Source organism: Bradyrhizobium quebecense (assembly GCF_013373795.3).
GTDB classification, from domain to species: domain Bacteria; phylum Pseudomonadota; class Alphaproteobacteria; order Rhizobiales; family Xanthobacteraceae; genus Bradyrhizobium; species Bradyrhizobium quebecense.
In genome coordinates this window covers 5,247,003-5,264,585 of record NZ_CP088022.1, presented here as the reverse complement: position 1 = coordinate 5,264,585, position 17,583 = coordinate 5,247,003, and the positions used below count along the sequence as shown (strand labels likewise).

Genomic DNA, 17,583 nt, shown 5'->3' with positions numbered 1-17,583 from the left:
TGCGCTACTTGCCCTTGGTGTCGACCTTCTGCTTCTCGTCCTCGTTCATCTGCTTGATCGTCGGATCACGGCTGGCCTCGCCGGTGGTTTGGCCGGTGGTCGAGGGCGGGCCGCTGCTCGGAACTGAGGTCTGGTCGGGCAGTACCTTGGCCGGACGCGTCGCGGTTGTGCTCGGCGGCGAGGCGGTTTGTGCAAACGCTGCCTGTGTCGCAAAAAGAAAGACGCCCGCGGACAAGATCGCCGCGAGCGTCTTGAATATTCGAGGTGGGGGTCTCATCGATCTGCTCCTCCAAAGCGCGATCTGGATCGCGCTTTAGCTGATTTGCTGGGGCATGATCTTCTCGGAAAACCGCTTCGCACTTTTCCGGATCATGCCGCGGATCGATGAGAACGGCCCGCTTCCGCTAACGTTCCTGTCTCACGTCTCCAGCTGCTTGCCGATCGGAAGCGCCCGAATGCGCTTTCCGGTGGCGGCAAAGATCGCGTTGCTCAGGGCCGGTGCGAACGGCGGCACGCCGGGTTCGCCGACGCCGCTGGGCGGGGTGTCTGCCCCGGGCGGCACGATGTAGACGTTGGTGATCACAGGCGACTCGTCGATCCGGATCACCGGGAAGTCGTCGAAATTGCTCTGCTGCACCTTGCCGTCCTTGAAGCTGATCTCGCCATATTTGGCGAGGCTCAGCCCCATGATCGCGGCGCCTTCGATCTGCGAGGCGATCCGCTCCGGGTTGACGTAGGTGCCGCAATCGATCGCGGTGTCGACCCGCGGCACCGTGAGCTTGCCCTTGTCGTCAACAGCCACCTCGACGATGGTCGCGATGTAGCTGACGAATGAGCGGTGCACGGCGATGCCGAGACCATGGCCTTTCGGCAACGATCGACCCCACTCGCCCTTTTCGGCGACCAGTTCGACCACCTTGCGGAGCCGCGCAGTGTCGATCGGGTAGCTGTCATAGGGCTCGCCGTAGTTCCAGGGATCCTTCACCGAGGACAGGTTGACGATCCGCGGGCTTCCGATCAGCTCCAGCAGCATCTCCTTCTGGTCGCGGCCCGTCGCATGCGCGATTTCCCCGACCATTGATTGCACCGCGAAGGCGCGCGGGATGTTGGACACCGAGCGGAACCAGCCGATCCGCGTGAAGGCGGCCGCTTCCGGATTCTCGCACTGCAGATTGGCGATCTCGAACGGGTTGTCGATGAGGCCCATGCCGAGCTCGAACGGCGCTTCGTGGTTGGCGCCGGCGGCGAAGGTCGAGGCGATGGTCGGCGCCACGCTGCGGTGCCGCCACGCGATCACCTTGCCGCTCTTGTCGAGACCGGCCTCGATCCGTTCCACGGAGACCGTGTGCAGGAAGTCGTGATGCACGTCGTCCTCACGGGTCCACTGCACCTTGACCGGCGCGCCGAGTTCCTTCGACAGCAATGCCGCCTCGAGCGCGAAGTCGCATTTCGACTTGCGGCCGAAGCCGCCGCCGAGCAGCGTCACGTTGACGGTGACATTGTCCTCGGGGATGCCGAGCGTCTTGGCGACGTCCTCGCGGGTGCCACCGGGGCTCTGCACCGGCGCCCAGATCTGGGCCTTGTCGCCCTTGACGTCGGCAACTGCGACCGGCGGCTCCATGCTGACATGGGCGAGATGCGGCAGATAATATTCGCCCACGATCACCTTGTCGGCGCTCTTCAGCGCCGCATCGACGTCGCCTTCCTTCCGCACCACGAGCCCGGGCTTGCGCGCGGCCTCCTCGAGCGAGGCACGATAGGTGGCGGAGTCGTATTTGGCGTTGGCGCCGTCATCCCAGACGATCTTCAGCGCGTCGCGGCCCTTGATCGCGGCACCGGTGTTGCGCGCGATCACGGCCACGCCGCCGAGCGGCTGGAACTTGGACGGCCAGGGCCAGCCTTTGACCTCCATGACCTTCTCGACGCCGGGCACCTTCATCGCCGCGCCGTCATCGAACGACTTGAGCTTGCCGCCGGTGACCGGCGGACGGGCGATGACCGCGTATTTCAGGCCGGGGAGGCGGACATCGGCGCCGTACTGCGCCTTGCCGGTGGTGATGTCGTGCAGGTCGACGATCGAGACCTGGCCCTTGCCGAGATAGCGGAAGTCCTTCGGGTCCTTCAGCTTGAGGCCTTCGATGCTCGGCACCGACTCCTTGGCGGCATCGGCCGCGAGATCGCCGAAGCCGATCTTGCGGCCACTTGAGCTGTGCACAACCTCATGGTTCTGCGCCTTCACCTCGGCGACTGGCACGCCCCATTTCTTGGCGGCGGCAGCTTCCAGCATCGAGCGCGCGGAGGCGCCGATCTGGCGCATCGGGATCAGATAGTGCCGCGTGCTGCGCGACCCGTCGGTGTCCTGGTTGCCGAACTTGACCTCGTCGCCATGCGCCTGCTGGACATGGACGCGCGACCAGTCGGCCTCCATCTCCTCGGCGACGATCAAGGGCAGGCTGGTGCGGACGCCGGTGCCCATCTCGGAGCGGTGCGCCAGGATGGTGACGACGCCGTCGGGGGCGATCGCGACGAACACGCGCGGGTCGACCACGACGCCGTGCGGCATCTTGCCGGCACCGGTCTCATAGGCGAACGCCTGCCGCGTCATCACGGGTGCGGCGAGCACGAAAGAGCCGGCGATGCCGAGACCCTTGAGGATGCTGCGGCGCGAAACGTTCTCGACCTTCACGTGCTTCTCGAAGCCGCGAAGCTTGCCAGAATTGGTGGGTATGTTGGTGCGGATGTTCATGTCACACTCCCGTCGATGCGAGATGGACGGCATTCTCGATCCGCTGGTAGCAGCCGCAGCGGCAGATGTTGCCCGACATGGCTTCGCGGATCTGGTCGTGGTTGGGCTTCGGGTTCTGGTCCAGCAGCGCCGCGGCCTGCATGATCTGGCCGGCCTGGCAGTAGCCGCACTGCGGAACATTGACCTGGCGCCATGCCTTCTGCACCGGATGGTCGCCGGTCGGGTGCAGCCCCTCGATGGTGGTGACCTCGCGGCCGACGACGTCGGAGACCGAGGTGATGCAGGCGCGCACTGCTTCCTTGTCGACGATCACGGTGCAGGCGCCGCACAGCGCCTGGCCGCAGCCGAACTTGGTGCCCGTGAGCCCTGCTTCGTCACGGAGATACCAGAGCAGCGAAAGATTAGGGTCGCCGTCCCAATTCTGTTCCTGGCCGTTGATTTTTAGTTTGATCATGGCCTGTCCTCGCTCTGCTTAAGCTATTGACCGGTGCGGGCAGGGCGGAACGTCTTCCATTGCCTGCGGCCGCGTTGATGTTTGTTTTTGCCAAGATATTCGTGAGCCAAATTGCCGTGCGCCAAGGGGGGTGACGTCAAAGGCTTGCGCTTTGTTCCAAGCACTCCTCTCGCTTCTCGAGCGCCTTGCCCGGCGCAGCATGGTGAAGAACTGCGATGTTAGCAGAGGCAGGCCGCGGGGTGACTTCACAGCCAGGTGTTTTGCATTTCCGTTTGGCGAAAGCAGGGCCGTGCACGATGGAGACATGACATCCGGAGGTGGCCATCATGCGAGCGGCGTGGCCGCATCGCTGGTCCGTGCGGGTCCGTCGCGCTGAGGCCCCGCAGGGCGCAGGGGGCGTTCCGGGGCTGCTGCCGCGCCGAAACCGCCGGCACGGCATGGTAAGCATGGATGACAAAATCCCCGCCGCAACGCACAAGCCATCTTGCGGCGGGGCGATTTCGAGGCTATTGCGTTCCCCCTCAACGCTCCCTTCGTCTAGCGGTTAGGACGCGGCCCTCTCAAGGCTGAAACAGGGGTTCGATTCCCCTAGGGAGCGCCAGTGATCTTCCGTTCATTTTGATTTTCCTGCGGTTTTTGACAATTTCCCCAAACTGACAGAAGAGGTTTGGGGAATTCTGTTCGCCTTGTGATCTTCAAGCTTTGAGATTGCGCGACGGCCACCGCGGCGACGGTCAGCCTCGCGCGTGTAGCGCTCAGCCTCGCCGAGCGTCAGATGGCCCAGCGCGGCCATGATGTCGTGAGCGGTCGCGCCAGCGTCTGCGAGAAGTCGGCCAAAGGTCTTGCGAAGGCCATGCGGTCGGCAATCAAGCGGTAGCCCGGCCTCCGTCATCGCATCGCGCATCCATCCGCTTTAGCCGTCGACCGTGAATGGCTTGCCCCATTCGGTGGTCAAGATGCGGACGTGCTTGCGAGGGAGTGCGGCGAGGGCGGCGCAAAGGGATTGCGCCTTCTCGACCAAGACCGAAACGCCGGTTTTGCGCCTCGTGTACTCGAAATCGCCGGCGTCGGCCTGCACCCATGTCGTCAGGTGGGTATCAATGCGAGCGGTGCCAACGTTGAGCATCAGCTCGTAAGCCGCGCGTTGCTTTGTGCCAAACGCCCATCGGTCCTCGAAGGCCTTCATTTCGGCATCTGTCCGGGTTGTACAAGGTATCGACCTTGATGCGGTCCCGCCACCAGGGTGAGGAGCGCAAGGCCTAACCAGCCGTACTCTCATGTCGAGGCTTGTTCGGGTGCATTGACGCGACATCTCGCTGCCAGGGCCAGCGCCCCTCGATTTCGAGCGCCAGTGTCCAACTTAGGAAGGTGCGTACCAGGACCAGGCCGGCGAGGAGACCCAGGCTCGTAAAGGTAAGCTCTATGGCGATCGTTTTGACGATATCTGCTGCCACCAACACTTCGAGCCCGAGCAGAAGCGAACGTCCGATGCTGATCTTGTAGCCCTCGTAACGGGACCTGAGTCCGCGACGATAGACGTATCGGCTGGACCATATGATCCCCGCGACGATGATGAAGACTCCAAATATCTCGATGCCTATGCCGACCAAATGTATCCACTGGCTGGTGGTCATCTCGAAGGAGGGCAAGGGAAGGGAGCCGGAATTCATGCTTCAAGTGTCCCCTGCGTCGCAAAGCACAACGAGATCTGTCGGGTGAGCGACCAATTCGCGCACGGGACAGAAGGAACGGACCACGCCGGTCCGTCACGGACAGCTTTCCGTGCCGCAGCCGTACCCGATTGACCTATGTCAAGACTGGCGCCGAAAACTAGCAGTCAATGAATCGTCGCGAGGACGTGAAATGCAGCTCTGGCTCATACCCACGATCTATGCCGCTTTGAGCATCGCAGGCGGCTTCGTGGTGCCGCGCCTCGAGTCCAGATTTCTCGCTATCAGCCTTCACCTTTCGACGTCGTCTGCCCAGGCGTATCTGTCGGCGGTTGCTTCTGGAATGATGGCCTTGACCGGCATCGTTTTCTCGATCGCCTTTGTGCTCGTCCAATTCAACGCTATCGTCTATTCGCCTCGTCTCGTCGTCTGGTTCGCACGCGATCGGCTCTTGTTTCATTCATTGGGCATGTTTGTTGCGACGTTCATGTACAGCCTCGCGACGCTGGCCTGGGTCGATCGCGCGGACGCGCCAAGCGTTCCTTTGCTGTCCGCGGCCATCGTGGCCGCGATGCTGATGGCTAGCGTGCTGATGCTTTCGCGGCTGGTCGAGCGCTTGAACAATCTTCAGATTACGCGGGTGCTGCAGATTCTGGGAGATAAGGGCAGGGAAGTCATCATCAGCACCTATCAGGCCGCCCCATGGTTGACATCCGGCGAGACGATTCAAGCGCAGCAACCATCCAGAGGGACGGTGCTTACGGTCAAGCGTACCGGAAATCCGCGATCGGTTACGTCAATCGATATCGCTGGGTTGGTAGGCTATGCGCGTCGGATCGACGGAGTCGTCACGTTGGATTGCGCCGTCGGCGATACGTTGCTCCAGGATACAACCATCTTGCATGCTCACGGCAAGGTCGCCTTGGTCTCGGAGGAGCAGTGGAACGCATGCGTTCATCTCGGCGACCAACGCACCTTCGAGCAGGATCCGAAGTACGCGTTACGCTTGCTGGTCGATATCGCCATTAAGGCCCTGTCTCCAGCAATCAATGATCCCACAACGGCGGTTCAGGCTATCGACCAGATCGAGGATCTGCTGCGGCGGCTGGCAAAATGCGATCTGGAGACCTGCAGCGCGCATGATCAGGAGGGCGTTCTGAGGGTGATCTACCGGATGCCAACCTGGGAAGATTACCTCGCACTCGCCTTCGATGAGATTCGGCAGTTCGGATCGACTTCTATTCAGGTCATGCGCCGCTTGCGCTCCGCTTTGTTGGAGCTTACCGACTGTATCGGCAGTGAGCGTGCGGTTATAGTTCAAGCTTATCTCAGCCATCTCGATTCCAGCATCGAACGGTCGGGCTTCGATCTGCAGGATCGCGCCGCGGCCCGTATCGAAGACCGGCAGGGGCTAGGCTTGTCGCATCGGCACGAGGACGGCAAAGTCGATCGGTCCGCATTGATGGAATCGGCCGGACGGGCTGCATCGTGACCGCCGGGTCATCCGGATCGATGCGAGCAAGACTGCGGGCTCCGCGGGTCGCCGCAGTGGCCGGGATCCTGTTTTCGCTGCTGCTCCTTGCGGTATTCCTGTTGATGCGCGGCTCCGTGCCGGCCGATCCGCTCGAACCTGGAGCATGGCTCGAGGGTGGAACGGGGAATGTGGCACTGGCCCTCAATCTGGTGCCCTTCGCCGGCGTCGCCTTTCTTTGGTTCGTCGGGTTTCTTCGCGATCGCCTCGGCGCGCAGGAGGATCAGTTCTTTGCGACGATCTTCCTCGGCAGTGCGGTACTGCTGCTCGCTATGCTGTTCACCGCCGCGGCCGTCATCGGCGCGGTCATTCTTGCCTTTCACGCAGCACCCGGAACGCTGATCAATTCGGCGACCTTCCACTTTGGCCGCGGCTTGGCCTATGGAATGGTCAACGTCTACCTGGTCAAGACCGCTTCGTTTTTCATGATCACGACTTCGACGATTGCACTCTACACCGGCCTGACTCCCCGGTGGCTGGCGCATGGGGGTTATACAGTGGCGGCGATATTGCTGATCGGCAGTTATTTCATTGATTGGAGCCTCGTCGTATTCCCATTCTGGGTGCTCTTGGTAAGCGCGAATATCTGGTTTGAACGGGACCACGGAGCTCAGCAAGCCCCCTGACGCGGGTCCGTCAGGTGCGGCTGGCACTTCAAGTTCACCGCCACGTCAGCGCTACGTGAGCTTCAGAACAAGATGGACCGTTTGTGGATCCCGGGTCGAGACGGGTTTAAAGCCGAACTTGCGGAACACGTTCAGCATCGCCGCGTTTTCCGGCAGGACTTCCGCGGTCAGTTCCTTTAGCCCGGCATGACCCGCGAGCTTGATGAGATGGCGCATCAGCATCGAGCCGATCCCGCGCGCCTGCCAGGAATCGATCACCATGAAGGCCATCTCGGCCCGCCCGGGCGCGAAGACGATATATCGGCCGCCGCCGATGATGACCTTCCGGCCGGCTTGCTCGGCGAGTACCGCCAACGCCACGTGGGTGCTGAAGTCGATGTCCAGGAAGAACGCACGCTCCTTGTCGGAGAAATGGCGTTTCATCACGAAGAACCGGCGCTGGAGCGACCGGGCACTGGTCTGCTCCAGCGCCGCCAGCATGTCGGCTTCATCATCCGGCCGGAGCGCTCGAATTTCGACCGGCCGACCGTCGCGCGAATTTTCGTGGGCGATGTAGTTGGCGAAATCCGACATTGAGAGGCTTTCCTGTCTTACGCCGGGGCAGCGATCTCGACCGGCGTCGACGAATGAATCCGTCGGGCAGCCCGCGTTCGCTTGATCTGGATCAAGACAGGCGCGCGAAGGCGCCAGCTACGCTTGGTCGCAGCAGGCACGGCTAGAGGATAGAGGCGCGGACGTGAAAACCCTTCGTCAGCTTCTTACCGGAGAGGAAATGGTCCAGCTCCTGATCCGGCTCGGACTGCTCGGCTTGTTGATCTTCTGGACATTCGTCCTGATGCGACCGTTTGTGCCGATTCTGGCATGGGCTTTCGTACTCGCGGCTGCACTCAATCCCGCGTTCGTCCTGCTTGCCAAAATCCTCGGCGGACGGCCGAAGCTGGCGGCGGCCGCGCTCACACTAATCAACCTTGCCATCGTCATCGGGCCAGCGGCTTGGCTCGGCCTGAGCGCGCTGGATGGACTCAAGGACTTCGCCGGACGGTTGACCACGGGCGATCTGGTGATCCCTTCGCCTCCCCAGGCCCTCAAGAGTTGGCCGCTGATAGGATCGCAGCTCTATGAGCTATGGGACCAAGCTACAACCAATCTCCGCTCCGTTCTGCATCAAGTTGCGCCGCATCTGAAAACCGTCGCGGCCACTTTACTTGCCTTTGCGGGCGGTGCTGGCCTCGGCGCGATCAAGTTCCTGCTTTCCGTGGTTGTGGCGGGCGCCATCCTTCCGTTTGGATCGCAGCTTGTGGCGGCAGGGAGGGGTTTTCTGTCGCGGATCGTGCCGGACCAAAGCGAGCATTTTCTTGACTTGGCCGGTGCAACGATCCGTGCGGTGTCCCAAGGCGTGATCGGCGTCGCGATCATCCAGTCGCTGCTCGCCGGTGTCGGCTTCAAGCTGGCCGGCATCCCGAGCGCCGGCCTGTTGGCGCTCCTGGTCTTGCTGCTGTCTATCGTTCAGATCGGTGCAACGATCATCATTCTGCCCGTGATCATCTGGATCTGGACCGACAAGGACATCACCACGGCACTCCTGCTGACGTTGTTCCTTGGGGTCGTCGCCATTCTCGACAACATCCTGAAGCCGCTGCTGATGGGGCGCGGGCTGACGACGCCGACACTGGTCATCCTGATCGGCGTGATTGGCGGCACGCTTGCGCACGGAATTGTCGGCCTCTTTGTCGGGCCGATCATCCTGTCGGTGGCTTGGGAGCTCGCCGTGGCTTGGATCCGATCGGATCGGGCCAGCTTGCAAGTAACCGGCGAGCGTTGACCTAAATCAACGTCCTGCACCGCAACTCACCTTGTATGAGACGAGATACCAGTGAGGTCGGATCAACATGTCGACGGAAACTCCAAACCTGCCGGGCGGTGCCATGTCCGGGCTTGTCGCCTCGGCAGTGGAATACATGGTCGATGCAGGGCAACGGAGCGTGCTGTTCCTGGACATCATGCGCCGGCGTGGCGACCAGTACCGTGAACACGTCGCCCAGACGGCGCCGCATGTCCTGCAATATGCCGCTGAATTGATCATCGACGGTCGCAAGCTGGATGAACCGGTCAACTACGCGCTCGTCCGCATCATTCCGCCCGCGGGCGTCGAGATCGATCCGGAGCGGCGGCCGTTCATCGTGGTCGATCCGCGCGCCGGGCACGGTCCCGGAATTGGCGGGTTCAAGGCCGATAGCGAGATCGGCGTTGCGATGAAGGCTGGGCATACCTGCTACTTCGTCGGGTTCCTGCCGGAACCGATGCCCGGGCAGACCATCGAGCGCATCGCGCGCGCCGAAGCGCGGTTCATCGAGAAGGTTATCAGCCTGCATCCCAAGGCTGACGGCAAGCCCTGCGTGATCGGCAATTGCCAGGCTGGCTGGGCTGTCATGATTCTGGCGTCGCTGCGGCCGGAGCTGTTCGGGCCGTTGATCATCGCCGGCGCTCCGCTCGCCTATTGGGCGGGTGTGCACGGCAAATATCCGATGCGCTATTCGGGCGGCCTGTTGGGCGGGAGCTGGTTGACCGCGCTGACCGGCGATCTCGGGGCCGGCAAGTTCGACGGCGCCTGGCTGGTGCAGAACTTCGAAAACCAGAATCCCTCGAACACGCTGTGGACCAAGCAGTACAATGTCTATTCCAAGGTCGACACCGAGGCCGATCGCTACCTCGAATTCGAGCGTTGGTGGGGCGGCCACGTCAACCTGAATGCCGAGGAGATCCAGTTCATCGTCGATGAGCTTTTCATCGGCAACAACCTCGCTGCCGGCAAGATCGAGATGTCCGACGGCCAGAAGGTCGATCTGCGCAACATCAGGTCTCCGATCGTGGTGTTCTGCTCCAAGGGCGACAATGTCACCCCGCCGCAGCAGGCGCTGGACTGGATTCTTGATTGCTATGCCGACGTCGACGAAATCAGGGCGTATGGGCAGACGATCGTCTACACGGTTCACGAAAGCATCGGCCATCTCGGCATCTTCGTGTCCGGCGGGGTCGCAAAGAAGGAGCATGCGGAATTTTCCAGCAACATCGATCTGATCGATGTGCTGCCGCCGGGACTTTACGAGGCGACGTTCGAAGCCAAGGGCGAAGAAACCACAAGCTCCGATCTCGTCGTCGGCCAATGGGTGATGCGCTGCGAAGCGCGGACACTCGACGACATTCGTGCCATGGGCGGCAACTCGCCCGAGGACGAGCGGCGCTTTGCCACCGCCAAGCGTGTCTCGGAGCTCAATCTCGCCGCCTACAAGAAATTCGTCCAGCCGTGGATCAAGAGCATGGTGACACCGCAGATGGCGGAAACGATGCGCAATCTGCATCCGCTGCGGCTCCAGTATGAGGCCCTCAGCAGCCATAATCCGTGGATGACGGCAGTGAAGTCGGCCGCTGACGACATAGAAGAGAGCCGCAAGCCGGTTTCGAAGGACAATCCCTTCCTGGTATTTCAGGAGCAGATGTCCAAGCAGATCGTGCATATGCTGGATAGCTGGCGTGACTCGCAGGAGGCGCTGAGCGAGGCGATCTTCCTCAACGTCTATGGCTCGCCGGCGCTGCAGGCGGCCGTCGGCATCGATCCGAAGTCCGAGCCATCGCGCAGGCGCGAAATGCCGCCCGAACACCGTGCAATGCTCGAGAAGCGGATCGCGGAACTGAAGTCCAAGATCGGTGACGGCGGCCTTCGCGAAGCGGGAATTCGTGGCCTGCTCTATGCCGGATCGGTGCGAGGGATGGTCGACGAACGCAGCCTCGAGGCGCTGCGCAACTTGCGCCGCCAGGATACAGGTGCGCGCATGACGCTGTCCGAGTTCAAGATGCTGGTCCGGGAGCAGTTCTTCATGCTGCTGCTGGACCAGGAGGCTGCGTTGGCGGCAATACCTAAATTGTTGCCCGAGAATGCCAATGAACGTCGCGCGGCCTTTGCGGCGATCCGGGAGGTGCTGTCAGCCAGCAGCGAAATTTCGGGTGAAGTCGCCAATCGCCTCAATCGTGTTGGTGAGTTGTTCGGCGTCGATGCAGGGGCGGCGTCGAAAGTTGCCCCTTTCGATCCCAAGGCGAAAGCGTCGTAACACCGGTTGGAAGGGACGGCATCATGTCAGCCGACACGCAGTTACCCAGCAAGTACGACCGCCTGATCGCGGCGGCGAAGGCCGTGTCTGCGGTCCCGACCATTGTTGTGCACCCTTGCGATGAGACTTCGCTGCGCGGCACGGTCGAGAGCGCGAGGGCCGGCATCATCCGACCGATCCTGGTCGGTCCCGAGAGGAAGATCAGGGACACCGCAAGCAAGCATGGTCTCGACATCTCCGGCTTCGAGATCGTCGATGCCGCGCATAGCGAGGAAGCCGCCTCCAAGAGTGTCGAACTGATCCACGCTGCCAAAGGCGAAATGCTCATGAAGGGCAGCCTGCACACCGACGAACTGATGCGCGCTGTCACTGCAAAAGTGGGCGGCCTGCGCACCGATCGTCGCATCAGCCATGTGTTCGTGATGGACGTGCCGGCCTATGCCGAAACGCTGTTCGTGACGGACGCGGCGATCAACATCTTTCCGGACCTCGACGCCAAGCGCGACATCATCCAGAACGCAATTGATCTCTATAACGAGGCCGGGTTCGGCAAAACGCCGCGCGTGGCGATCCTGTCTGCGGTCGAAACCGTCACCACCAAGATTCCGTCGACGATCGAGGCGGCGGCGCTCTGCAAGATGGCTGACCGCGGCCAGATCACCGGCGGTGTGCTCGACGGGCCGCTGGCGTTCGACAATGCGATCGACCTGGAGGCAGCACGAATAAAGGGCATCAAGTCCGAGGTCGCTGGCCGGGCGCAGATCCTGCTCGTTCCCGATCTCGAGGCCGGCAATATGCTGGCCAAGAACCTCGCTTATTTTGCCAAGGCGGATGGTGCCGGTATCGTGCTCGGCGCCCGGGTTCCGGTCGTTTTGACGTCGCGCGCGGACTCGGCGCGCGCGCGAATGGCGTCTTGTGCGGTGGCGGCGCTCTACGCCAATGCGCGGCGCCGGCATGCTCCGACAGTAGCGGCGTGATCGGCATGGATACCATCCTCGTCGTCAACGCAGGCTCCTCAAGCGTAAAGTTCCAGATCTTTTTGGTCGAGGGGGAGGGCAGACTGCGGCGGCAGATCAAGGGCCAGGTCGACGGAATTGGCAGTCGGCCGCGCTTGCGGGCAAGAGGTGTGAGCGGCGATCCGCTGGCTGACCGCGCCTATCCGATTGAAGCCATTCCGGATGTCCCGGCCGCAATGGGCATCGCTGGCGCTTGGTTGCGAGACGAGCTTCGCATCCACCCGATAGCAGTCGGGCATCGCGTGGTGCACGGCGGTCCGGACTTCGACCGGCCGGTCCTGATTGACCACGGGGTGGTCGCCCGCCTGGACCGGTTCGTCAGCCTCGCACCGCTGCATCAGCCGCACAATCTGGCGCCGATCCGCTCGATCCTCGCTGGCTTTCCGGCATTGCCGCAGGTCGCCTGTTTCGACACCGCGTTTCACCGTACGCACAGCGCGGTCGCCGATCATTACGCGATTCCGCGTCAGCTCCACGCCGACGGCGTGCGGCGGTACGGCTTTCACGGCCTGTCCTACGAATACATCGCAAGAGCCTTGCCACAGGTCGCGCCCGATATCGCGAAGCGCGGGGTGATCGTCGCCCATCTCGGCAGCGGTGCCTCGATGTGTGCGCTGAAGGAAGGGCGGAGCGTCGAGAGCACCATGGGCTTCACCGCGCTGGATGGTCTGCCGATGGGAACGCGTCCCGGTCAGATCGATCCCGGCGTTGTGCTCTATCTTCTATCCGAGAAGGGAATGTCGGCATCGGACGTGCAGAAGTTCCTCTATCGGGATTGCGGATTGAAGGGGCTTTCCGGCATCAGCAACGATATGCGGGAGCTTGAGGCCAGTGAAGACGCCAACGCCAGATTGGCGATCGACTATTTCGTTTATCGGATCGGGCTCAATGCCGGCATGCTTGCGGCCGCGTTGCAGGGGCCGGACGCCTTCGTCTTCACGGCCGGTATTGGCGAGAACTCCGCAACCATCCGCGCACGCGTGGGAGAGCACCTTGGTTGGCTCGGTGTCACGCTGGATCCTGCCGAGAATTCCCGCCACGCGTCTCTCATATCGGGCCCTGATAGCCTCATTCCGGTCTATGTCGTGCCGACCGACGAGGAATTGATGATCGCTCAGCACACGCTGTCGCTCCTGATCAACAGGCCATCGCCGAACCCCAAACAAGCGAGGGTGTCATGATCCCAGTATTTCCGGATACCAAAGTTGCCCTGAAAGGCAAGAAAGGTCTCATCGTCGGCATCGCCAACGATCAATCCATCGCGTGGGGCTGTGCCAGGGCATTTCGAGCGCTCGGGGCGGAGCTCGCGGTCACCTATCTGAACGAACGTGCCAGGAAGCACGTCGAACCGCTGGCGCAGGCGCTCGAAGCGCCGATCTTCATGCCGCTTGACGTGATGGTGGAGGGGCAGACCGAGGCGGTGTTCGAGCGGATCGGAAAGGAATGGGGACAGCTCGATTTCATGCTGCACTCGATCGCCTTCTCGCCAAAGGAAGCGCTGCACGGACGCGTGGTCGATGTCGGCCGCGATGGCTTTTTGAAGACGATGGATGTCTCGTGCTGGTCGTTCATGCGGATGGCGCATCTGGCTGAGCCGCTCATGAAGAACGGCGGCACGATGTTCACCATGACCTATTACGGCAGCCAGATGGTGGTCGAGAATTATAATGTGATGGGCGTGGCGAAGGCGGCGCTTGAGGCTGCCGTCCGTTACATTGCTGCCGAACTGGGGCCGAAGGGCATCCGCGTGCACGCGATCTCGCCGGGGCCGCTCTCCACGCGGGCTGCGTCAGGCATCCCCGAATTCGACGAGCTGATGGACAAGGCTCAATCGAAGGCGCCGAGTCGCAGCCTCGTCAGCATCGATGACGTGGGCAACGCCACAGCATTTCTGGCGCTCGACGGCGCCAAGCTGATCACAGGCGGAGTGCTCTATATCGATGGCGGCTATCACATCATAGACTGAGCGTGATTGGCGCGCGTCTGGCGCGCTGCTCAGCGATAGTGCAGGGCGATCAACTCGGCGACGCAGGCAGGCTTCTTGCCGCCTTCGATCTCGATGACGAGATGATAGTTGACTCGTAGGCCGTCGGGCGGCACGTCCTCCGTCTCGGCGACGGTGACGCGGCCGCGCAGCCTGGAGCCCGCCGGCACTGGGGCCAGGTACCTGATCCTGTCCGCGCCATAATTGAGGGTGTTGCGCAGTCCCTTCAGGCCCATTACCGACCGGATGAACATCGGCGCGAGCGCGAGCGACAGCAGGCCGTGCGCGATCGTGGTGCCGCCGGGCAACTCCTTCTTCGCGCGCTCCTGGTCGACATGGATCCATTGCTCGTCGCAGGTCGCCTCCGCAAAGCGGTTGATGCGATCCTGGGTCACCTCGACCCAATCGCTGGCCCCGATCTCAGTGCCGACGGCGGATTTGATCTCGTTGAAGTCGCTAAATATCCGCATGTTCGTTCCCTGCTCATATCTTCATTTCGGGGACAGTATCGGGAATCACGAGTTCGGCGTCCGTGACCGCCATGACTTCGCCGACGCTGACGCCGGGCGCGGTTTCCAGCAGGGTGGCCTTGCCGTCGGGGAAGCCGATCACCGCGAGGTCGGTCACCACCAGGCTAACCGCCCGCGCCGAGGTCAGGGGCAGGTTGCATTGCTTGACGATCTTCGATTTGCCCTTGGCCGCGTGCTGCATGGCGACGATGACGCGCTTCGCGCCGCTCACGAGATCCATCGCGCCGCCCATGCCCGGTACCATCTTGCCGGGGATCATCCAATTGGCGAGATGTCCGTGCGCGTCGACTTGCAGACCGCCAAGCACGGTGACATCGACATGGCCGCCGCGGATCAAGGAGAAAGACATTGCGCTGTCGAAGGTCGAGGCGCCGGGCAGGGCGCTGATTGGCCGACCGCCAGCGTCCGTCAGCAACGGATGCGCCAATCCCTGCTCGGGGATCGGCCCGGTGCCGATCAACCCGTTTTCCGACTGAAAGAACACGTTCAAGCCAGGTGGAACGTAGTTCGCGACCAGCGTTGGAATTCCGATCCCCAGATTAACGAGATCGCCGGAATGGAGTTCCTGCGCGACCCGCCGGGCGATGATCTCCTGTGCGTCCATGCTTTCACCCGTTCGGGTTCGTAATGAGATAGTCGACCAGCGGCGCCGGCGTCACGACATGGTCGGGCCCGATGACGCCGACGGGCACGATGTGCTCCGCCGTCACGATCACGGTATCGGCCGCCATCGCCATAACCGGATTGAAGTTGCGCGCAGTCAGCGCGTAGGAGAGGTTGCCGAGATAGTCGGCGAGAAAGGCGTGCACCAGGGCGAACTGCGCCCGCAGTGCGGTCTCGAGCAGGTACGGCTTGCCGTCGACCTCGATCTGGCGCTTGCCCTCCGCGACCAACGTGCCGACGCCGGTCGGTGTGAGCACACCGCCGAGACCGCACCCACCAGCGCGAATGCGCTCGACCAGGGTCCCTTGCGGAATGAGATCGACGGCGATTTGGTTGGCGAGCATCTGCTGCTGTGCCTTCGGATTGAGCCCGATATGGGTCGCGATGAGACGCGACACGAGCGCAGCATCGAACAGTTTGCCGACGCCTTTGCCAGGCACCGCCGCGTCATTGCTGATGATGGTGAGTCCGCTCTTTTGCTGCCGCACCACCTCATCAAGCAGGCGCTCCGGCGTTCCAACACCCATGAAGCCGCCGACCATGACGGTGGCGCCGGCCGGGATCATCGCGACGGCTTCTTCGACGGAAACGGCCCTCATGATTGTAACTCCGGTCTGCAGGCGATCAAAGAAAGGCGACGGTAAATGAATGTCGGCGTGCCATCACCATGCTCCATTGATCTGCATCAAGGCTTCTCATCATTCGCGAACGATGACGCCGACGCCTTCGAGCGCTTCGCTCCAAAGCTTGCGCACTTCGGCGTGACGTTTTTCAAGAGCCGCGTTGACGGCCGCGCGAAATGGCACGAGTGCCGAACCCTTGAGGAACAGGATTTGTGCCTGCAGGAGTCGGCCGCTTTCGAATTCGATGCGGCGCAGCGCCATCATGAAGGGGTCGCTGGCATTGGCTTCTAGCGGGAGCAAGGCTGCCGGCCGTATGCCGGCATGAACGGCATGTGCAAGCGTTGCGAGATCGAGCGCCAGCGCCAGGGGACGATCCGGAATCTCTTCGGGCGGCCGAGGGAACCATGCCGTCTCCCACGACATCGCCATATAGCCAAGCGCGACATCCGGCACCCACGAGGTCGCGCGCAGCAGCAGAGAAACGATCTCCGCCTCGTGGTAGAACTGCGCGTTCAATTCGGTCTGCCAGGCGGATTCCAGCTTCGGGGGCAACGCAAATGCGAACTGGCGTGCCAATGCGCCATGGGCGGAGGTCAGGAACGCGGCGGCGCGCGTCTGCTGGCGCGGCGGCACGCGGCCTTCGGAGTCGAGCGGCCCGAAAAATGCGCTCATTGGGTCGTTCCCTGCACCGGGATCGCGCGTAGATGATCATAGCCGGCCGGAAATGGAACGAGTGCGCCGCCGGCGTCCTCCGGCGCGATCCAGACGGCCTTGTTGCCGTGCCAGCGACCGGCCAGCACATCCTCCGCGAAGCGCGCGAGCAGGTCGGCCGTCAGCGCCGGCTTTTCCAGCGTGAAGGCGTGATAGGCTTTCGGGATGATCACCAGCGAACTGTCGGGGATATGGACGCGCAGCGTCTCGTGCAGTGCGCGCGGCGTCAGGAAGTCGAATTCGCCGTTCAGGATCATGGTCGGTACGCTGATCGACGGCAGCTGCGGTGTCAGCGGCTGGAAGTCGAGGAAGGACTCCATCAGGTTTTGCAGGGCGTAGACGTCGTTGACCAGCCAGCCCTGCCGCTTCACGCTGTCGAGCTTGTCCAGCACCGGCTCCAGCCACTGATCGGAGACGTTCATCGGCAGCAGCAAGTCCTGTAGATAGCCCGTGCCGCCGAGGATCAACCCGGTGCGCAGGGCATTGCCGAGCAGGAGGAGTTGCGGCGGAAGTTCCGCGAAGCAGCTCATCGGCACCAGCCCTGCCAGCCGCTTGCCATGCGCGACGGCATAGCGTAGCGCGATCAGGCCGCCGAAGCTGATACCGCTGAGAAAAACGGGGACCTCGCCGAGCTCGCCGATCAAAAGATGAAGCGCTGCGACCTGGTCGTCCTGATTGATGAAGAGGGCGGGCTTGTCGGACTCACCTTGGCCCAACAGGTCGAATGTCGCGACGCGAAAGTGACGCGTGACGAGGGCGTCGCGATAGGCCGCCCAAAGCTCGGCATATTGCGTGAGTCCGTTGACCAGCACAAAGGCGGGGGCATCCGTCGGCCCCTCGAGCTCATAGCGTATGCGATATGAGCCGTGACTGAGAAAGGGCATTGCGGCGGTCCGCACCAGAGGAATGACAATAAATACTCG

The 17,583-nt window shown here is 62.4% G+C and carries 19 protein-coding genes and 1 tRNA gene; 8 read left to right on the top strand and 12 right to left on the bottom strand.

Annotated features, from left to right (window positions below; genetic code table 11):
* Positions 1–4 precede the first annotated feature (4 nt).
* From HU230_RS25350 to HU230_RS25340, 3 genes are all read right to left on the bottom strand, one after another.
* A complete protein-coding gene (locus HU230_RS25350) occupies positions 5–277 on the bottom strand; it encodes a hypothetical protein (RefSeq protein ID WP_176529358.1) in 273 nt (90 codons plus the stop codon).
* 141 nt (positions 278–418) lie between these two features.
* Positions 419–2,746, bottom strand: a complete 2,328-nt coding sequence (locus tag HU230_RS25345) for a xanthine dehydrogenase family protein molybdopterin-binding subunit (protein ID WP_176529359.1) — start codon at positions 2,744–2,746, stop codon at positions 419–421.
* Position 2,747: 1 nt separating this feature from the next.
* On the bottom strand, positions 2,748–3,200 hold the full coding sequence (locus tag HU230_RS25340; protein ID WP_173638451.1) for a (2Fe-2S)-binding protein: 453 nt from the start codon (positions 3,198–3,200) through the stop codon (positions 2,748–2,750).
* 526 nt (positions 3,201–3,726) lie between these two features.
* Between HU230_RS25340 and HU230_RS25335 the strand changes: the two genes are divergently transcribed.
* A tRNA-Glu gene (locus HU230_RS25335) sits at positions 3,727–3,801 on the top strand.
* 12 nt (positions 3,802–3,813) lie between these two features.
* On the opposite strand, the gene HU230_RS25330 is transcribed toward HU230_RS25335, so the two are convergent.
* The 3 genes from HU230_RS25330 to HU230_RS25320 all read right to left on the bottom strand — a co-directional run bounded on the left by HU230_RS25330 (position 3,814) and on the right by HU230_RS25320 (position 4,870).
* Positions 3,814–4,104: a tyrosine-type recombinase/integrase gene (locus HU230_RS25330; protein WP_234600262.1), complete on the bottom strand. Its 291-nt coding sequence runs from the start codon at positions 4,102–4,104 to the stop codon at positions 3,814–3,816.
* 9 nt (positions 4,105–4,113) lie between these two features.
* Entirely contained in the window at positions 4,114–4,386 is a 273-nt protein-coding gene (locus tag HU230_RS25325) for a hypothetical protein (RefSeq protein ID WP_224924581.1), read from the bottom strand.
* A 73-nt stretch (positions 4,387–4,459) separates the two neighbouring features.
* Positions 4,460–4,870: a DUF1622 domain-containing protein gene (locus tag HU230_RS25320; RefSeq protein WP_210284179.1), complete on the bottom strand. Its 411-nt coding sequence runs from the start codon at positions 4,868–4,870 to the stop codon at positions 4,460–4,462.
* A gap of 193 nt (positions 4,871–5,063) precedes the next feature.
* On the opposite strand from HU230_RS25320, the gene HU230_RS25315 reads away from it, so the two are divergent.
* Entirely contained in the window at positions 5,064–6,362 is a 1,299-nt protein-coding gene (locus HU230_RS25315) for a DUF2254 domain-containing protein (protein ID WP_176529360.1), read from the top strand.
* 56 nt (positions 6,363–6,418) lie between these two features.
* On the top strand, positions 6,419–7,027 hold the full coding sequence (locus HU230_RS25310) for a hypothetical protein (protein ID WP_224943550.1): 609 nt from the start codon (positions 6,419–6,421) through the stop codon (positions 7,025–7,027).
* Between the two features lie 51 nt (positions 7,028–7,078).
* Here the strand turns inward: HU230_RS25310 and HU230_RS25305 are convergent, their stop codons facing one another.
* Positions 7,079–7,600 (bottom strand): GNAT family N-acetyltransferase, encoded by a 522-nt coding sequence (locus HU230_RS25305; RefSeq protein WP_176529361.1) that lies wholly within the window; start codon positions 7,598–7,600, stop codon positions 7,079–7,081.
* 163 nt (positions 7,601–7,763) lie between these two features.
* Here HU230_RS25305 and HU230_RS25300 point away from each other — a divergent pair, with 163 nt between their 5' ends.
* The 5 genes from HU230_RS25300 to fabI all read left to right on the top strand — a co-directional run bounded on the left by HU230_RS25300 (position 7,764) and on the right by fabI (position 14,115).
* Positions 7,764–8,849: an AI-2E family transporter gene (locus HU230_RS25300; RefSeq protein ID WP_224943549.1), complete on the top strand. Its 1,086-nt coding sequence runs from the start codon at positions 7,764–7,766 to the stop codon at positions 8,847–8,849.
* A 67-nt stretch (positions 8,850–8,916) separates the two neighbouring features.
* Positions 8,917–11,133 (top strand): DUF3141 domain-containing protein, encoded by a 2,217-nt coding sequence (locus tag HU230_RS25295; protein WP_176529362.1) that lies wholly within the window; start codon positions 8,917–8,919, stop codon positions 11,131–11,133.
* Positions 11,134–11,156: 23 nt separating this feature from the next.
* Positions 11,157–12,110: a phosphate acetyltransferase gene (locus HU230_RS25290; RefSeq protein ID WP_176529363.1), complete on the top strand. Its 954-nt coding sequence runs from the start codon at positions 11,157–11,159 to the stop codon at positions 12,108–12,110.
* Positions 12,111–12,115: 5 nt separating this feature from the next.
* The gene (locus tag HU230_RS25285) at positions 12,116–13,330 is read left to right on the top strand and encodes an acetate/propionate family kinase (protein ID WP_176529364.1); all 1,215 of its coding nucleotides are present in this window, start codon (positions 12,116–12,118) and stop codon (positions 13,328–13,330) included.
* Positions 13,327–14,115 carry an enoyl-ACP reductase FabI gene (fabI, locus tag HU230_RS25280; protein ID WP_176529365.1) on the top strand — a complete coding sequence of 263 codons (789 nt, stop codon included), beginning with the start codon at positions 13,327–13,329 and terminating at the stop codon, positions 14,113–14,115. The genes HU230_RS25285 and fabI overlap by 4 nt, the downstream gene beginning before the upstream one ends.
* A gap of 29 nt (positions 14,116–14,144) precedes the next feature.
* Here the strand turns inward: fabI and HU230_RS25275 are convergent, their stop codons facing one another.
* The 5 genes from HU230_RS25275 to HU230_RS25255 all read right to left on the bottom strand — a co-directional run bounded on the left by HU230_RS25275 (position 14,145) and on the right by HU230_RS25255 (position 17,544).
* On the bottom strand, positions 14,145–14,603 hold the full coding sequence (locus tag HU230_RS25275; RefSeq protein WP_176529366.1) for a MaoC family dehydratase: 459 nt from the start codon (positions 14,601–14,603) through the stop codon (positions 14,145–14,147).
* Positions 14,604–14,616: 13 nt separating this feature from the next.
* Positions 14,617–15,267, bottom strand: a complete 651-nt coding sequence (locus HU230_RS25270) for a 3-oxoacid CoA-transferase subunit B (RefSeq protein WP_176529367.1) — start codon at positions 15,265–15,267, stop codon at positions 14,617–14,619.
* A gap of 4 nt (positions 15,268–15,271) precedes the next feature.
* Positions 15,272–15,925, bottom strand: coding sequence for a CoA transferase subunit A (locus HU230_RS25265; RefSeq protein WP_176529368.1), 654 nt, complete (start codon positions 15,923–15,925; stop codon positions 15,272–15,274).
* A gap of 99 nt (positions 15,926–16,024) precedes the next feature.
* Positions 16,025–16,582 carry a hypothetical protein gene (locus tag HU230_RS25260; protein WP_338077299.1) on the bottom strand — a complete coding sequence of 186 codons (558 nt, stop codon included), beginning with the start codon at positions 16,580–16,582 and terminating at the stop codon, positions 16,025–16,027.
* A gap of 35 nt (positions 16,583–16,617) precedes the next feature.
* Entirely contained in the window at positions 16,618–17,544 is a 927-nt protein-coding gene (locus HU230_RS25255) for an alpha/beta fold hydrolase (protein ID WP_176529370.1), read from the bottom strand.
* Positions 17,545–17,583: the final 39 nt, after the last annotated feature.

Excerpts from the sequence above, each read along its gene's own strand:
- HU230_RS25350 (WP_176529358.1), bottom strand. The coding sequence starts at position 277 with ATGAGACCCCCACCTCGAATATTCAAGACGCTCGCGGCGATCTTGTCC.
- HU230_RS25345 (WP_176529359.1), bottom strand. The coding sequence starts at position 2,746 with ATGAACATCCGCACCAACATACCCACCAATTCTGGCAAGCTTCGCGGC.
- HU230_RS25340 (WP_173638451.1), bottom strand. The coding sequence starts at position 3,200 with ATGATCAAACTAAAAATCAACGGCCAGGAACAGAATTGGGACGGCGAC.
- HU230_RS25330 (WP_234600262.1), bottom strand. The coding sequence starts at position 4,104 with ATGCGCGATGCGATGACGGAGGCCGGGCTACCGCTTGATTGCCGACCG.
- HU230_RS25325 (WP_224924581.1), bottom strand. The coding sequence starts at position 4,386 with ATGAAGGCCTTCGAGGACCGATGGGCGTTTGGCACAAAGCAACGCGCG.
- HU230_RS25320 (WP_210284179.1), bottom strand. The coding sequence starts at position 4,870 with ATGAATTCCGGCTCCCTTCCCTTGCCCTCCTTCGAGATGACCACCAGC.
- HU230_RS25315 (WP_176529360.1), top strand. The coding sequence starts at position 5,064 with ATGCAGCTCTGGCTCATACCCACGATCTATGCCGCTTTGAGCATCGCA.
- HU230_RS25305 (WP_176529361.1), bottom strand. The coding sequence starts at position 7,600 with ATGTCGGATTTCGCCAACTACATCGCCCACGAAAATTCGCGCGACGGT.
- HU230_RS25295 (WP_176529362.1), top strand. The coding sequence starts at position 8,917 with ATGTCGACGGAAACTCCAAACCTGCCGGGCGGTGCCATGTCCGGGCTT.
- HU230_RS25290 (WP_176529363.1), top strand. The coding sequence starts at position 11,157 with ATGTCAGCCGACACGCAGTTACCCAGCAAGTACGACCGCCTGATCGCG.
- HU230_RS25285 (WP_176529364.1), top strand. The coding sequence starts at position 12,116 with ATGGATACCATCCTCGTCGTCAACGCAGGCTCCTCAAGCGTAAAGTTC.
- fabI (WP_176529365.1), top strand. The coding sequence starts at position 13,327 with ATGATCCCAGTATTTCCGGATACCAAAGTTGCCCTGAAAGGCAAGAAA.
- HU230_RS25275 (WP_176529366.1), bottom strand. The coding sequence starts at position 14,603 with ATGCGGATATTTAGCGACTTCAACGAGATCAAATCCGCCGTCGGCACT.
- HU230_RS25270 (WP_176529367.1), bottom strand. The coding sequence starts at position 15,267 with ATGGACGCACAGGAGATCATCGCCCGGCGGGTCGCGCAGGAACTCCAT.
- HU230_RS25265 (WP_176529368.1), bottom strand. The coding sequence starts at position 15,925 with ATGAGGGCCGTTTCCGTCGAAGAAGCCGTCGCGATGATCCCGGCCGGC.
- HU230_RS25255 (WP_176529370.1), bottom strand. The coding sequence starts at position 17,544 with ATGCCCTTTCTCAGTCACGGCTCATATCGCATACGCTATGAGCTCGAG.